General features: G+C 69.4%; 15 protein-coding genes and 1 pseudogene. 11 read left to right on the top strand and 5 right to left on the bottom strand.

What is annotated here, in order from left to right; all coding sequences use genetic code 11:
* The first annotated feature begins 67 nt into the window (after window positions 1-67).
* The 9 genes from ACLBYE_RS07710 (at window position 68) to ACLBYE_RS07670 (ending at window position 8,861) form a co-directional block, all read left to right on the top strand.
* A complete protein-coding gene (locus ACLBYE_RS07710; protein ID WP_447693704.1) occupies window positions 68-1,339 on the top strand; it encodes an ABC transporter substrate-binding protein in 1,272 nt (423 codons plus the stop codon).
* 121 nt (window positions 1,340-1,460) lie between these two features.
* The gene (locus ACLBYE_RS07705) at window positions 1,461-2,444 is read left to right on the top strand and encodes a YVTN family beta-propeller repeat protein (RefSeq protein WP_447693703.1); all 984 of its coding nucleotides are present in this window, start codon (window positions 1,461-1,463) and stop codon (window positions 2,442-2,444) included.
* Window positions 2,445-2,511: 67 nt separating this feature from the next.
* Window positions 2,512-2,946 (top strand): hypothetical protein, encoded by a 435-nt coding sequence (locus ACLBYE_RS07700; protein ID WP_447681398.1) that lies wholly within the window; start codon window positions 2,512-2,514, stop codon window positions 2,944-2,946.
* A complete protein-coding gene (locus ACLBYE_RS07695; RefSeq protein WP_447693702.1) occupies window positions 2,946-3,188 on the top strand; it encodes a hypothetical protein in 243 nt (80 codons plus the stop codon). Before ACLBYE_RS07700 ends, ACLBYE_RS07695 begins: the two co-directional genes overlap by 1 nt.
* Window positions 3,185-3,934: an ABC transporter ATP-binding protein gene (locus tag ACLBYE_RS07690; RefSeq protein WP_091926704.1), complete on the top strand. Its 750-nt coding sequence runs from the start codon at window positions 3,185-3,187 to the stop codon at window positions 3,932-3,934. The genes ACLBYE_RS07695 and ACLBYE_RS07690 overlap by 4 nt, the downstream gene beginning before the upstream one ends.
* The gene (locus ACLBYE_RS07685; protein ID WP_331299091.1) at window positions 3,931-4,824 is read left to right on the top strand and encodes an ABC transporter permease; all 894 of its coding nucleotides are present in this window, start codon (window positions 3,931-3,933) and stop codon (window positions 4,822-4,824) included. Before ACLBYE_RS07690 ends, ACLBYE_RS07685 begins: the two co-directional genes overlap by 4 nt.
* A 13-nt stretch (window positions 4,825-4,837) precedes the next feature.
* Window positions 4,838-5,476 (top strand): hypothetical protein, encoded by a 639-nt coding sequence (locus tag ACLBYE_RS07680; protein ID WP_447693701.1) that lies wholly within the window; start codon window positions 4,838-4,840, stop codon window positions 5,474-5,476.
* Window positions 5,477-5,723: 247 nt separating this feature from the next.
* Window positions 5,724-8,294, top strand: a complete 2,571-nt coding sequence (locus tag ACLBYE_RS07675; protein ID WP_447693700.1) for a TonB-dependent receptor — start codon at window positions 5,724-5,726, stop codon at window positions 8,292-8,294.
* A 213-nt stretch (window positions 8,295-8,507) separates the two neighbouring features.
* A complete protein-coding gene (locus tag ACLBYE_RS07670; protein WP_447693699.1) occupies window positions 8,508-8,861 on the top strand; it encodes a hypothetical protein in 354 nt (117 codons plus the stop codon).
* 41 nt (window positions 8,862-8,902) lie between these two features.
* Here ACLBYE_RS07670 and ACLBYE_RS07665 read toward each other — a convergent pair whose 3' ends face one another.
* The 4 genes from ACLBYE_RS07665 to ACLBYE_RS07650 form a co-directional block, all read right to left on the bottom strand.
* On the bottom strand, window positions 8,903-10,420 hold the full coding sequence (locus ACLBYE_RS07665; RefSeq protein WP_447693698.1) for an undecaprenyl-phosphate glucose phosphotransferase: 1,518 nt from the start codon (window positions 10,418-10,420) through the stop codon (window positions 8,903-8,905).
* 144 nt (window positions 10,421-10,564) lie between these two features.
* Window positions 10,565-11,764 (bottom strand): glycosyltransferase family 4 protein, encoded by a 1,200-nt coding sequence (locus ACLBYE_RS07660; protein WP_447693697.1) that lies wholly within the window; start codon window positions 11,762-11,764, stop codon window positions 10,565-10,567.
* 141 nt (window positions 11,765-11,905) lie between these two features.
* Window positions 11,906-12,589: a PAQR family membrane homeostasis protein TrhA gene (gene trhA / locus ACLBYE_RS07655; protein WP_020092095.1), complete on the bottom strand. Its 684-nt coding sequence runs from the start codon at window positions 12,587-12,589 to the stop codon at window positions 11,906-11,908.
* A gap of 150 nt (window positions 12,590-12,739) precedes the next feature.
* On the bottom strand, window positions 12,740-13,843 hold the full coding sequence (locus ACLBYE_RS07650) for a COX15/CtaA family protein (RefSeq protein WP_447693696.1): 1,104 nt from the start codon (window positions 13,841-13,843) through the stop codon (window positions 12,740-12,742).
* Between the two features lie 209 nt (window positions 13,844-14,052).
* On the opposite strand from ACLBYE_RS07650, the gene ACLBYE_RS07645 reads away from it, so the two are divergent.
* Entirely contained in the window at window positions 14,053-14,259 is a 207-nt protein-coding gene (locus ACLBYE_RS07645; RefSeq protein WP_012319661.1) for a DUF2842 domain-containing protein, read from the top strand.
* 66 nt (window positions 14,260-14,325) lie between these two features.
* Complete coding sequence (locus tag ACLBYE_RS07640; protein WP_020092097.1) at window positions 14,326-14,691, top strand: hypothetical protein; 366 nt, start codon at window positions 14,326-14,328, stop codon at window positions 14,689-14,691.
* Window positions 14,692-14,703: 12 nt separating this feature from the next.
* Here ACLBYE_RS07640 and ACLBYE_RS07635 read toward each other — a convergent pair.
* Window positions 14,704-14,813: pseudogene (locus ACLBYE_RS07635) on the bottom strand (IS630 family transposase); the annotation flags it as partial.

Genomic DNA, 14,813 nt, shown 5'->3' with positions numbered 1-14,813 from the left:
AACGTGAACGTCGGGACGAGACGCCGCGGTTGAGCGGCCTGAGCGGAAGCTGATAGAGGCCGCGCGCATGCACCATCCTGCACCCGACACGGCCCTCCGGCACAAGACGCGCCCGTTCTGGCTGCGCGCGGCCGCCGTCGCGCTCGCCATCGCCCCGACGGCGGCGCGGGCCGAGGACCCGGCGCCGGCCGCGGCGGCGCAGCCCGCCCAGGCCGCCGCTCCGCAGGCGCTCGAAACCCATATCGGCCTGATCTACCGGCCGCAGCCCGCCCCGTCCTCGTACGACGCCGAGGCGACGCCGGAGGACGAGGGCCTGGCCGGCGCCAAGATGGGCATCGCCGACAACAACACCACCGGCCGCTTCACCAAGCAGACCTACGTCCTCGACGAGGTCGCCCTGACCGACGACAAGCCGGACGCCGTGGCGGCGGCCAAGGAGTTGATCGGCAAGGGCGTGCGCTACCTGGTCCTGGCGCTCCCCGCCGACGCGGTTCTGGCCGTGGCCGACGCCGTCAAGGACACGGGCGCGGTCGTGCTCAACGCGGGGGCGCCCGACGACCGTCTGCGCGGCGCCGAGTGCCGCGCCAACGTGTTCCACATCCTGCCGTCGCGGGCGATGCTCACCGACGCCCTGGCGCAGTACCTGACCGTGATGCGCTGGCGGAAGCTCTTCCTGATCGTCGGCCCGACCGACGCCGACAAGGCCTACGCCGACGCGATGCGCAACTCGGCGCGGAAATTCGCGCTGAAGATCACCGCCGAAAAGCCCTGGACCTTCGGCCCCCTCGCCAAGGCGCGCGGCGACACGCCGACCCGCGCCGAGGCGATGGTCTTCACCCGGGGCCTCGACTACGACATGGCCATCGTGGCCGACGAGGAGGGCGACTGGGGCGATTACGTGCCCTACCGCACCGTCGATCCGCGTCCCGTCGGCGGCACGCAAGCGCTGACGCCGACGACCTGGTCCCCCGTGCTGGAGACCTGGGGCGCCGCGCAGGCCCAGAACCGGTTCCGGCGGCTCGCCTCCCGGTTGATGCGCCCGCTGGACTATCAGGTCTGGGCCGCGGTGCGCACGGTGGGCGAGGCCGTGACGGCCAAGAAGACCAACGACCCGGCCGTGATCGCACCGTACCTCGTCGAGCCCGCCTTCACGCTGCCGGCCTACAAGGGCGTGCCCCTGAGCTTCCGGCCCTGGGACCACCAGCTCCGGCAGGCGATCATCGTGGTACAGCCGAAGGCGCTGGTCTCCGTCGCGCCCGAGCAGGGTTTCCTGCACCAGCGCACGCCCCTCGACACGCTGGGCGTCGACCTCCCCGAGACCACCTGCAAGTTCAAGTGATCCCGAGGCCTGCGGCGATGGCGAGCGGCCAAGGCCCTCGCAACGCGCGGAAATCGCACTACAAACGTCCCCCGAGAACGTCCGCCCAGGGCGCCGGGCCGTCGCAAGGGAAGGAAACCGTATGAGCCGCCGCGTCGAGGCATGTCTGAGTGGGGTCGCCCTCGGTGCGTGGTTCGCCCTGTGCGGGCCGGCCGCCGCCTTCACCGCCTACGTGACGAACGAGAAGGGCAACTCGGTCAGCGTCATCGACACCAACACGATGGCGGTGACGGCGACGTGGAAAGTCGGGCGGCGCCCGCGCGGGGTGACCGTCTCCAAGGACGGCAAGGAGCTGTTCGTCTGCGCGAGCGACGACGACCGGATCGACGTGCTCGACACCGGTTCCGGAAAGGTGGTGCGCTCGCTGCGCTCCGGGCCGGATCCGGAGCAGTTCATCCTCGACGCCTCCGGGAACCCGCTCTACGTGGCCAACGAGGACGACAGCCAGGTCACGATCATCGACATCGAGAAGAACAAGGTGCTCGCCGAGGTGCCGGTGGGCGTCGAGCCGGAGGGGATGGGCCTGTCGCCGGACGGGAAGATCCTCGTCAACACCTCCGAGACGACCAACATGGCCCACTTCATCGATACGAAGACCTTCCAGGTCATCGACAACGTGCTGGTCGACGCCCGGCCGCGCTTCGCCGAGTTCACCGCCGACGGCAAGTTCCTTTGGGTCTCGGCGGAGGTCGGCGGCACGGTGAGCGTGATCGATGTCGCCCAGCGCCGCGTGATCAGGAAGATCACCTTCAAGATCCCGGGCGTGAACGACGAGGCGATCCAGCCGGTGGGCATCCGGATCACCAAGGACGGGTCCAAGGCCTTCGTGGCCCTCGGGCCGGCGAACCGCGTCGCCGTGATCGACGCCAAGACCTACGCGGTCGAGAAGTACCTGCCGGTCGGCCAGCGGGTCTGGCAGCTGGCCTTCACGCCTGACCAGAAGCAGCTCTTCACCACGAACGGCACCTCCAACGACGTCTCGGTGATCGACGTGGCCGCCGAGAAGGTGGTGAAGAGCATCCCGGTCGGGCTCCTGCCTTGGGGCGTGGCGATCTCGCCGAACTGATCCGCGCGACCTCCGGGCGCCGAGCGAGGACGGCCGCGCGCGACGCGGCCCTAGGGTGGAACACGACATGACACGCATGTTTCGAACGGCGGCCCTCGGCCTGGCAGGGCTGCTCGCCGCGGCACCGGCCAGTGCCCTCGACCTGACCAAGAAGCGGGAGAACCTGCCCGACCTCGTCCTGGGCGACGATCAGGGCAACGACTTCGTGGTCGAGAACAAGGACATCACGCTGGAATCCGGCAAGGCCTACCGGCTGCGGATCGTCGCCAAGGGGCGCCAGGAATACAAATTCTACGCGCCGGAGTTCTTTCGCTACATCTGGTTCAACCAGATCGTGATCGAGCACAAGGAGATCCACGGCGGCGGCCCGCCCGATCACCTGGAGTTCGACGATCCCGGCGAGATCGCCATCGAGTTCGTCGCGATCAAGCCCGGCAGCTACACGTGGTCGGTGCACGGCCTGGAGTCCAAGGGCATGACCGGCACGCTGACTGTAAAGTGATGCGCATCCTCCTGCTCTCCGTCGGCCTCCTCGCCGCAGGTCCGGCCCTCGCGGCCGACGACGCCTCGTCCTGCGCCGAGGGCATCACGATGATCCGCGACGCGCTCGCCCTGAACCCGCCCGAGACGGCGGTGCCGAAGCTCAAGAAGGCCCTGCGGGTGGCCGAGCGTGAGCAGAAGGAGGGCGAGTTCGACGAGTGCCTCGACGCCGTCTCCGACGCCCGGAAGGTCCTGGGCCGATGAGCGCGACCGAGCCGGCGGCCCTCCTTATCGAGCATGTCGGCCACAAGTTCGGCGCCCGCGCCGCGCTGGACGACGTCTCGATCACGGTGGAGCGTGGCCACTTCGCCGCGCTGCTGGGGCCGAACGGCGCCGGCAAGACGACGCTGTTCTCGGTCATCACCCGGCTCTACAACAACCAGACCGGGCGGGTCTCGATCTTCGGCCACGCCCTGGATCGCGAGCCGTCCCGGGCGCTGGCGCGGCTCGGCGTCGTGTTCCAGGCCCGGACCCTCGACACCGATCTCACCGTCGAGCAGAATCTCCTCTACCACGCGAGCCTGCACGGCATCGCCCGCGGCGCCGCAAAGGTCCGTGTCGGCGAGCTGCTCGACCGCGTCGGACTCGCGGACCGGCGCCACGACAAGGTGCGCACACTCTCGGGCGGCCAGTCGCGCCGGATCGAGATCGCCCGCTCGCTGATCCACCGCCCGGACCTGCTGCTCCTCGACGAGCCCACCGTCGGCCTCGACCTCGAGTCGCGGGCCGACATCGTAGCGATCGTCCGCGCCCTGGTGCGAGAGGAGGGCTTGTCGGTGCTCTGGGCGACCCACATCTTCGAGGAGATCGCGGACGACGACGACGCCGTGGTGTTGCACCGGGGCCGGATCGTCGCCCGGGGCCGGGCCGGCGGGATCGGCAGGCCCGGCGAGGCGCTCGCCGACGCGTTCCGCCGCCTGGTCGCCGAGCCGGGGAGGGCGGCGGCATGACGAACCCGACACCGCTCGCCACTCGGATCGGCACTGCCCCGCCGCGCGGTCAGGCCGCGCGGATCGGCCGCCTCGACGCGGTCGGCTACCTGATCTGCCTCGGCGGCATCGTCCGCCGCGAGCTGCTGCGCTTCTTCAATCAGAAGGAGAGGTTCTTCTCGGCGCTGGTCCGGCCGCTGGTCTGGCTGTTCATCTTCGCGGCCGGCTTCCGCAACACGCTCGGCGTATCCATCGAGCCGCCCTACCAGACCTACGTGCTCTACGAGGTCTACGTGGTGCCGGGCCTCGCCGTGATGATCCAGCTGTTCAACGGGATGCAATCGTCGCTGTCCATGGTCTACGACCGCGAGGTGGGCTCGATGAAGGTGCTGCTCACCTCGCCCTATCCGCGGTGGCTGCTCCTGCTCGCCAAGCTGATCGCCGGCGTCGCCGTCTCGATCGTGCAGGCCTACGCGTTCCTGGCCGTGGCGTATTTCTGGGAGAGCGACATCCCGTGGCTGGGCTACCTCGCGGCGCTGCCGGCCTTCCTGGCCACGGGGCTGATGCTGGGGGCGATCGGGCTGTTCCTGTCCTCGCTGGTCCGCCAGCTCGAGAACTTCGCCAGCGTGATGAACTTCGTGATCTTCCCGATGTTCTTCGCCTCGTCGGCCCTCTACCCCCTGTGGCGGATCCGCGAATCCTCCGAGACCCTCTACTGGATCTGCGAGCTGAACCCGTTCAGCCACGCGGTGCAGCTCGTCCGCTACGCCCTCTACCTCCAGTTCGAGCCGGTCGCCTGCGCCGTGGTGGTGGGCGTGGGGCTCGCCTTCTTCGGCATGGCGGTGGTCGCCTACGACCCCGGCCGCGGCATCATGGCCCGGCGCGGCGGCCCGGCCGGCGACAACACCTGATGGAGTCCGCCCGATGAACGACTTCCTGACCCGCATCGTCGGCCCGGCGCTGGGGCTCGCGATCCTCGCCGGTCCCGCCCTGGCGCAGCCGAAGCAGGATCCGGATTGGCCCTGCGTCCAGCGCAAGGTCGCCACGCTCAGTCCCGGCCAGTTCTGGACCGGCCCCGACGTGGAGGCCGCAGGCGACTGGGGCAGCGACAACGACGCCGCCGTCCTGGCGCAGAAGATCGCGTCGCGCCGCACCGACCTCTCGCAGGTCGGCCCCCTCCTCGACACGTTCGCGGAGAAGTTCGGCTCGGACAAGGACGCGAAGGACAAAGCCTTAACCCGCGTCTATGCCGGCGTGTTCGAGGTGCTGAACGGCGAGCGCAACAAGGTGGTCGGCGGCATCGCCCGCTACGCGCAGGGCCAGCGCCGGATGGCCGAGCGGATCCGCGACGAGGCCGACAAGATCAGCCAGGTGAAGGACGCGCCGAGCGCCTCCGACGCCACGGAGCTCCCGAAGGACCAGTCCGACCTGGAGACGAAGTTCGCCTGGGATCGCCGGATCTTTCAGGAGCGGAGCCAGTCGCTGACCTATGTCTGCGAGGTTCCGCAGCTGCTCGAGCAGCGGCTCGGCGAGATCGCGCGCCTGATTCAGGCGCGGCTCTGACGCCGCGCCGGCGATCATTGCCAAAACATCCCGGGCAGATTGCCGAAATATCCTTAAGTGCCTGAAATCTTTACCGAAACTGTTGCTGTTTAACCACGTGACGGCGGCTTCGGTCGGCGCGGCCCGGAAATGAGGCCGAAACGCGTCTCACGTGTTCTTGAACCAATTGTGCACGATCCCGGCACCCGCCAAGAAAGACCCAAGCTCGGCAGTCACGAGCACGTGTTTGGGTTTGAGGGGGTTGGGGATGTCACTTCGGGCGCTTCGGAGCAGCCTGGTCGCGTCGGCATCGGTTCTCGCCGGGACGGTTGTCCCGGCGGCGGTGCAGGCTCAGCAATCGGTGACGCTCGGCGAGATCAGCGTCGTCTCGACGTCGCCGGTCGGGTCCGGCGGCGGAAATTCGAGTCAGGCGCAGATCTTCAACGGTCCCGGACCAGTGCCGCCGGCCGGCTCCCTGGGACCGAGCACCGGCGTGCGCCTGCGCGGCTCCGAGCAGCCGCTCTACAAGATCCCCAGCACCGTCGAATCGGTCACGGCGAGCGATATCACGATCGATCGCGCCAGCGACAACCTGACCACGACGCTGGCCCGGCGCACGCCCGGCATCAACGTCTCGGACTCGCAGGGCAACAACAACCGCGTCGACATCACCTATCGCGGCTTCACGGCTTCGCCCGTGCAGGGCGTGCCGCAGGGGCTCGCCGTCTACCAGAACGGCGTGCGCATCAACGAGGCCTTCGGCGACATCGTCAATTTCGACCTGATCCCGCCGCAGGCGATCCAGCGCATCGACGTGGTCACCGGCAACCCGGTCTTCGGCCTCAACGCGCTCGGCGGCGCGGTCAACATCCAGATGAAGAACGGCTTCACCTGGCAGGGCACCGAGATCTCGGCCTGGGGCGGCTCGGACGCGCGCACCGCCGGCTACCTCGAGTACGGCAAGGTCTCCGGCCCGTGGAGCGTCTACTTCACCGGCGACGGCCTGAACGACCGCGGCTGGCGCTACGAGAGCCCGAGCACGATCGGCCGCCTCTACGGCGACATCGGCTACCGCTCGCAGGATTCGGAGTTCCACCTGATCGGGCTCGCCGCCCGCAGCTTCTTCGGCGCGGCCGCCGCCACGCCGGTGGACTTCACCCACCGCGACCCGCGGGCGATCTTCACCTTCCCGCAGACCACCACCACCGAGGTCGGCACGCTCCAGCTGACCGGCCGGGTCGACATCTCGCCGACCTGGGACCTCGCCGGCAACGCCTATTTCCGCCGCTTCAGCCAGACCTACGTCGACGGCAACGACGGCAACTTCGAGAACTGCAGCACGCGCTCCAGCTTCCGTGGCAACCTCTGCTTCGAGGATGACGGGTTCAGCCCGGCGGCCGGACAGTCGCAGCTCGCCTTCCGGAACCAGTTCCTGATCCTGGGCCAGCAGAACCAGCGCATCCCGTTCCGGGCGGGTATCCCGTACGGCACGCTGGACACGACCCGGACGGAAGCCACCGGCTTCGGCGGCTCGCTCCAGGCCGCCAACCGCGACCGGATCTTCGGCCTGTCCAACACCTTCGTGGTCGGCGGCAGCATCGACGCGGCCAATTACGGGTTCAAGTCGTCCAGCACGCTCGGCGTCATCAACCCGGATCTGTCGATCACCACCAACCCGAGCAACCCGTTCTACGGCAACGTCCCAGGGCTCGGCACACCCCAGTTGCGGACCGCCGGCGCGCTCGGCATCGCGCCGAGCTCGGTCAACGGCTCGAACCTCTACATGGGCCTCTACACCCTCGACACGCTCGACGTGACCGACCGGCTGTCGCTGACCGCCGGCGCCCGGCTCAACTTCGCGCGCATCCAGAGCGAGGACCTGACCGGCTTCTCGCCGGACGTGACCGGCACGCACTACTTCAACAAGATCAACCCGGTCGCCGGCCTGACCTACCGGTTCTTCGACGCGCTGAACCTCTACGGCAGCTACTCGGAGTCGAACCGCGCCCCGACCCCGCTGGAGCTGGCCTGCGCCAACCCGGACCGGCCGTGCCTGCTGCCGAACTCGCTGGTGGCGGACCCGCCGCTCAAGCAGGTCACCGGGCGGACCTACGAGGTCGGCTTCCGCGGCCAGCTGCCGAACACCTATGACGGCGGCATCATCACCTACAAGATCGGCGCCTTCCGCACCGATCTCGCCAACGACATCCTGTCGCTGGCCACCCCCGGCAACACCGCCCGCGCCTATTTCGTCAACGTGCCGGCGACGCAGCGGCAGGGCATCGAGGTCGGCGGCGAGTACACGGCCGATTACCTGCGTGTCTACGCCAACTACGCTCTGGTCGACGCGACCTTCCAGTTCAACGGCACCCTGTCGTCGCCCAACAATCCGCTCGCGGATGACGGCGCGATCCAGGTCCGCAAGGGCAACGTCGTGCCGCTGGTGCCAACCCACCAGATCAAGGCCGGGTTCGACTACTTCGTCACGCCCAACTGGCAGTTCGGCCTCTACCTTCAGGCCTTCTCCTCGTCCTACTTCCGCGGCGACGAGTCGAACCTGAACCGCAAGCTGCCGCCCTACTACGTTCTGAACTTCCAGACGAAGTATCAGGTGACGAAGAACCTCGAGGTCTTCGGCCTCATCACCAACCTGACCAACAACCGCTACACCACGTTCGGCACCTACGCCGAGCCGGGCGCGGTGGCCGGCAACCTGCGGATCAGCGATCCGCGGACCACCACCCTGGCGCAGCCCTTCTCGGTCTACGCCGGCATCCGCTACGCCTTCGGCGCCGACCCGGTACCGATGTCGCCGGAGCCGATCATCCGGAAGTACTGATCCGTCAGCAATGTCGAGAGGCGGGCGCCTCCCGCGGCCAGAGGGCCGCGCGGGGCGCCCGTCGCGTTTCGGAGCCGCCGCATGCGGCCTCCTGTCTCGGGAACGGGCCCGTTCGCCCGGCGTCTCCCCGGTAGCCGCACCGGCGCATCACCGCCCGCTCACGCATGAGGGGTCGGCGCCGGCAGCATCCCGATACCGTGGAGCCTCGTCTCGATGATCATCCGTTTCGCCTCCGCAGCCCTGGCCCTGGCGGCCGCCACGCCGGCCCTGGCGACCCCGTGCTCCGACGAGGTCGACACGCTGCAGCGGCGGCTCGACAGTGCCGGCGCCGCCTCGGTGACCGGCACGACCCCGCCCGGCGGCACCACGTCCTCCAACTCGCCCAAGGCGCTCGACACGCCGCCGGCGCTCACCAAGTCGGACGCCGCCGTGAAGCCCACCGCCTCGGGCGTTGAGGAGGCCAAGAAGCTGGTCGCCCAGGCGCGCCAGCAGGACAAGGCCGGCGACGCCCAGGCCTGCCGCGACACGATCCTGAAGGCCAAGGAGAAGGCCGGCGCGCTGCCGTAGCGCGCTTCCGGCCGGCACCGCTCCGGTGCCGGCCCTTCCGCTCAGTAGGCGTTCTCGGTCTTGAACAGCGCGAACGGCGTGGTCAGCAGAATCTGCAGGTCGAGCAGCACCGACCAGTTCTCTATGTAGTAGAGGTCGTGCTCGACGCGCCGCTGCAGCTTCTCGGAGGTGTCGGTCTCGCCGCGCCAGCCGTTGACCTGCGCCCAGCCGGTGATGCCGGGCTTCACCTTGTGGCGCGCGAAGTAACCGTCGACCACCTGATCGTACAGGGTGTTGGCGGCTTTGGCCTGCAGCGCGTGCGGGCGCGGGCCGACCAGCGACAGGTCACCCTTGAGCACGTTGAACAGCTGCGGCAGTTCGTCGAGCGAGGTCTTCCGGATGAAGCGCCCGACCGGCGTGACCCGGGGATCGCCCCGTGTCACCATCCTGGCCGCGCCGGCGTCGCACTGATCCACGTACATCGAGCGGAACTTGTAGACCTCGATCAGCTCGTTGTTGAACCCGTGACGCTTCTGCCGGAACAGCACCGGCCCGCGTGAGGTCAGCCGCACCGCGAGGGCGATGACCAGCATGAGCGGCGACAGCGCCAGCAGCATCATCAGGCCGACGCAGCGGTCGAACAGCGCCTTCACCACGACGTCCCAGTCGGCGATCGGACGGTCGAACACGTCCAGCACCGGGACGGAGCCCAGATACGAGTAGCTGCGCGGGCGCAGGCGCAGCTTGGCGGCGTGCGCCGAGAGGCGGATGTCGATCGGCAGCACCCAGAGCTTGGCGAGCATCTGGAGGATCCGGGCCTCCGCGGTGATCGGGATCGTGAAGACGATCAGGTCGAGCCGGGCGTGCCGCGCGTAGGCGACGAGGTCGTCGACGTTGCCGAGCTTCGGGTGCCCCGCCACCACGTCCGAGGAGCGATCGGCGTTGCGGTCGTCGAACACCCCGACGATGCGGATACCGCTCTCGCTCTGCGTCTCCAGGGCGGCGATCAGATCCTCCGCGGGCTGCCCGCCGCCCACGATCGCGGTGCGCCGGTCGAACCGTCCCGCCCGGGTCTGGGCATCGATGATGCGGAACAGGACGAAGCGGCCGACCAGCAGCATCGCGAGGCCGGTGCCGAAGAAGGTCGCGAGCCAGAGGCGCGAGTAGTGGTCGGCGACCTTGGCCAGCACGAGGCCGGCGGCGACCATCAGGAACGTCATCGACCACGCCGCGATCAGCCGGACGGCGGTCTTGAAGAAGCTCCGGAAAGCTGCGACCCGGTAGCCGCCGGACGCCTGGATCAGCGTAACGGTGATCACCGCGATCATGCCGATCGCGCCCGCGTAGGTCAGCCCGAACGGGACGCGGCCGCGGAGCATCAGCACGTGCAGCAATGCGCCCAAGCCGAAGATGAGCGCGCATTCCAGCCCGCGCACCAGACCGGCCACCACGACGGGCGAGATCGCCGTCGGGCCGGGGGCGGCGGTCTCGGCGAGGGGCACGCTGCCCGCGGCCGGGGTCGAGGACGCCTCCATCGGGACGGCGGCCTCGAGAAGATCGCGAATGTCGAACGCGCTCATCGATCGTCTCCCCCCGAGCCTTGCGGTCGCTGCCTCGGCGAAACCCTGGCACGGGGCGTTGTGGGAACATTTAAGAGCGCGGGCGCCGCCGCCTTTTCCACCGCGGCGCACAGGCCCCCGTTCCTCTTGCTGCTGGTCTCGTCGTCAGGCGGTCCGGGCCCCGGCGATCGCCCGCGGCGCGGGATCGCGGCGCTCCGCGCGGGCCTCGAAGGCTGCGGCGTAGCCTGAGATCACCTCGCTGCCCATGCGTTCGAGGGAGAAGCGCTGCCGGATCGAGGCGCTGAGGCCCTGCGTCCGCTCGGCCAGGGCCTCCGGCGCGGCGTCGAGGACCCGTCGAATCCCCTCCACGAGCGCCGCCGGGTCGCGCGACGGCACGAGGTCGCGGGCGGCCGCGCCGAAGATCTCTGGGATTCCGCCGACCCGGGTGGCGACCAGGGGCTGCGCCGCCGCGGCGGCTTCCAGCACGACGTAGGGCAGCGACTCCGCGAGCGACGGGACGACGAGGATGCGCCCGCGGGCGAGCACGGAGCGGATCGCCTGCGGCGGCTCGAACGCCACTGCGTCGGCGAGGCCGAGCCGCGCCACGGTGTCGCGAAGGATCTCGGCATCCGGTCCCGACCCGACGAGGAGCAGGCGCAGCGCCCGGCCCTCGGCCCGCAGCCGGACCAGGGCCTCGAGCAGGTAAGGCAGGCCCTTGGCCTCCCGCAGCTCGCCGACGTAGAGCAGGTCGAAGGGCTCGGCGACGCGGTCCAGCGGCGCGAACTCGGCCTCGGCAATGCCGTTGTGCACGATCCGCGTCACGCGCTCGGGACCGCCGACGAAGCTCCGATGGCGGCCGGCGACGTACTCGCTCTCGAACAGGAACGCGTCGGTGCGGCGGGCGAGCACCGCCTCGGCACCCATGTAGAGGCGGTGCAGAGGGCTGCCCGGCCGGTAATTGTAGCTGCCGCCGTGCGGCGTGTAGGCGCGGATCACCGGACCCGCCGCGGCGAGCCGGGCATAGGCGCCGCCCTTGGCGCCGTGTCCGTGCAGAACCTCCGCGCCGACCTCCGCGGCCCTCTGCGCCACGGCCCGGAGGCAGGACCAGTCCGACGGATGCGGATTCCGGCGCATCGGGATCCGGACGAGGCCAAGATCGAGGCACGGCATCAGCTCCGCGAGGGACCCGGCGGCGCGCTCGCCGCCGGTGCTGGCGTCGCACACGAGACCGACATGGTGTCCCGCGGCCGCCTGGAGGCGGGCGAGATCCATCACATGCCGGAACAGGCCGCCGACGGGCGCCCGGAACACGTGCAGGATCCGGTAACGCTGGGCGATGCCAGAGTCGTTCGTCTTCGGGACCACGGTCCAGCTCCCGGGAATATCAGTCCCCAGGTTGTGGTGCACCCGTGGTCGCGGGAAACTTAAAGCAGGTCGCCGGTTCTCGACCTTTCCATCGGGACGGTAACCGGAGTTTTACGCGCGCGGTCGCAATCGACTCCAACCCTACGTCATTGGCGAGCCGTTCAGGCTGGCCCAGATCGTCCCGTAGTGGCAGGCCGTGGCGGCGAGGACGAAGCCGTGCCAGATCGCGTTCTGGAAGGGCAGGGTCCGCCAGATGTGGAACACGACGCCGATCGAGTAGAGCGCCCCGCCCATTCCGAGGAGCCACAGGGCGGTGGGCTGAAGGGCCGCGATCACCGATTCGTAGGCGAACAGCCCGCTCCAGCCGAGCAACAGGTAGAGCCCGATCGACAGACGGTCGAACCGGCCCGGCAGAAACAGCTTCACGGCGATCCCGATGAGGGCCACGACCCAGATCATCGCCAGGAGCGCGTAGGCCCGCGGACCCGACCCGACGAGGGCGACCAGCGGCGTGTAGGTCCCAGCGATCATCAGGTAGATCAGGGCGTGATCGGCGCGGCGTAGGAGCCACTTGCGCGGGCTGACAGGGTAGAGATTGTAGACGGCCGAGACGCCGAGCATCAGGACGAGGGCCGTGGCGTAAACGACGACGGCCGCCCGCTCTCCGAGACCGAGATGCGCCGTGACAGCGGTCGCCACCAGGGCCACGGCACCGGCGAGGCCGAGCACCACGCCGAGACCGTGGATCACGCCATCCGCCATGATCTCCCGCGGCGTGTAGTGCCAGGTCAGGGAGAGCGGTCGACCATCCTCCGCGAGAGACATCTTGAAGCCTCCTGCAACGCGTGCAGCTTAAAGCTTGAGAAGTCTTAGTCGTTCCATGTGCAGATTGCTGATGGGGAGTTATCCCAAGGTTCCACTGAAAGCGGTAAAAGTCTCGTGCGGCGCAGCAAGGCCGCTGCACCGCACGGGAGCCTAGACGCGGCCGGCGGCTAGCCCCTCGAAGCCCAGCGGCGGCTCGGCGGCTGCGGGCTCGACCAAGCCGGATCCCCGGCTGAGGCGGGCATGAACCGTGGCCATCGTGAGCACCGCCATGGCGAGCACCTGATGCGCGAGCGCCGCCCAGAGCGGGACGGCGAGGAGCAGAGTCGCGATCCCGAGCGCCATCTGGGCGATGAAGAGGATGACGACCCCCGTGGCCCGCCCGGCCGCGCTCTTCGGGCCGGTGAGCCGGGCATCGACGGCGTGCAGCACCGCCACGACGAAGACGAGGTAGGCCGTAACCCGGTGGTCGAACTGAACCAAGGCGTGGTTGTCGATGAAATTCTCGATCCAGGGCCGGATCGCGAACAGGCTGTCCAGCGGCGGGACGAGGCGGCCGTCCATAGTCGGCCACGTGTTGTAGACGAGGCCGGCATGCGAGCCGGCGACGAGGCCACCGAGGAAGATCTGCACCAGGACCAGGATCGGCAGCAGCAGGGCCGTGGCCCGCAGGCGCACCGGCGCCGGCGCCAGAACGCCGGGGCGCTGGCCCGCGGCCAGCCAGACCAGCCCGGCCAGGATCAGGCTCGCGGTGGTGAGGTGTAGGGCGAGCTTGAGCGGCGCCACGGCCGTCATGCCCGGCTGGAGGCCCGAGGCGACCATGATCCAGCCGATGGCGCCCTGGAGACCGCCGAGCGCGCCGAGACCGAGCAGGCCGAGGCCGAGCCGCCGGCCGATCCGGCCCTGCCACCAGAACACGATCAGCGGCAGGAAGAACACGAGGCCGATCACCCGGCCGAGCAGGCGGTGTCCCCATTCCCAGCCGTAGAGCACCTTGAAGGCGGACAATCCCATCCCCTGGTTGAGGATGTTGTATTGCGGCGTGTCCCTGTACTTGGCGAACTCGGCCGCCCAGTCGGCTTCCGTCAACGGCGGGATCGCACCCGTGACGGGGCGCCACTCGGTGATCGACAGGCCGGACCCGGTCAGCCGCGTGGCGCCGCCGACCGCCACCATGGCGACCACGAGGGCCGCGACCACGTAGAGCCAGGCCCGCACCGCCCCCGACCGCCGGTCGCCCGCGCCACTCATGTCCATGCACGTCCCTTCCGCGGAGGCCGGGATGCCCCCGCGGTGCCCGGGTTAGGGGATGTCCGATCGCCCATCAACGGCGCCGGCGCCGCAGCCCGCGTAAGCGGGCGCGTTGCCAACCGGTTCCCGGAACGGTAGCCGTCGCCCATCCGAGCCCGCAGTGCCCTCCGCGGGGCCGGGGGCACAGTCCGAAGGCACGGTCCAGGAACACAGCAATGCGCCGCCGAACCCGGACCCTGATCGGCACTCTAGCGATTCTGGTCTTCGTCTGCCTCTACGGGCCGCTGGCGATGACCCTGGCCGACAGCCGCATCTCGGAGACGCCGGCGGCGGTGCAGGCGGTGATCTACTCGATCCTCGGCATCGCGTGGATCTTCCCGCTGATGCCGCTGATCCGTTGGATGGAGCGGCCCGATCGCTGAGGCCAACCCTCGATTTCGCCGCACTCGGGGATCACAAGCCTGCCGTCGCCGCTCGAGACCCCCTCCGTGCACCGCCCGACTCTCTGCCTCAAGCCGCTGGCCGCTCTCGTCGTGCTGCTCGCGCCCCTGCCGGCCCTGGCGCAGGGAACACCGCGCTCCATCGGTGAATGCGAGCGTCTCAAGAACGACCTCGCCTACAACCAGTGTCTCGCGATGTTCGGCCCGGCGGCCAAGAACGTCGCCGGAGGCTACGCCTCGGCCGATACGGCGGTCGCCATGGCGGCGACGCCTGCGGCGGCCATGGCCGAGCCGATCCCGCAGGTGGAGGAGACGGTCGAGGCCAGCACCAGTCGGCGTCGGCGCTACCGGTCCGTGCGCGGCCGGCAATACGCCTCGTTCTCCACTGGCTACCGCCACCGGCGTCGGCGCTAGAGCGTTTTCGGTTTATTCTGGGTCGTATCCTGCAGCGGCGAAGAAATTGGCGCACTCGTCTGGCGTTACGGTGTCGATGAGCCGTCCGATGGCCGACCATAGCCCTTCGACGGTGCGCTCGG

The sequence above is a fragment of the Methylobacterium sp. A52T genome (assembly GCF_053346095.1).
This window is presented reverse-complemented; position numbering and strand designations above follow the sequence as displayed.